This window comes from Streptomyces sp. SID13726 (assembly GCF_010548375.1).
GTDB lineage: Bacteria > Actinomycetota > Actinomycetes > Streptomycetales > Streptomycetaceae > Streptomyces.
Genome location: NZ_JAAGLY010000272.1, coordinates 1 through 511, shown reverse-complemented (window position 1 = coordinate 511; position 511 = coordinate 1). Strand labels below are relative to the sequence as shown.

The 511-nt window shown below is 73.6% G+C and carries 1 protein-coding gene; it reads right to left on the bottom strand.

Annotation, left to right across the window (positions count from 1 at the left end):
• On the bottom strand, positions 1-511 hold a 511-nt coding region (locus G3I78_RS47580), incomplete at both ends, for an FAD-dependent oxidoreductase (protein WP_164436843.1).

Here is a 511-nt window from a genome sequence, read left to right as displayed (position 1 = left end):
GATCACGCCGCCGCCGAGCACCACGACCGACTTCGGGACGCGGTCGAGCCGCAGCGCCTGGTCGGAGGTGATGACGCGGCCGGCGATCTCGAGACCGGGCAGCGAGCGCGCGTACGAGCCGGTCGCGAGCACGACGTGGCGACCGGTGTAGCGGGTGCCGTCGACCTCGACGGTGTCCTGCGACACGAGCCGGCCGTGGCCCTCGACGAACGTGATGCCGCGCGAGGCGACGAGTCCCTGCAGCCCCTTGTAGAGGCCTGTGACGACGCCGTCCTTGTAGCCGTTGACGCCCGCCATGTCGATGCCCTCGAGCGTGCTGCGGACGCCGAACCTCGCGCCCTCGCGGGCGCCGTCGGCCAGCTCGGCCGCGTGGAGCAGGGCCTTGGTGGGGATGCACCCGTTGTGCAGGCAGGTCCCACCGAGCTTGCCCGACTCGACGAGCGCGACGGAGAGGCCGAGCTGGGCGGCGCGCAGCGCGGTGGCGTAGCCGGCGCTGCCTCCGCCCAGGACG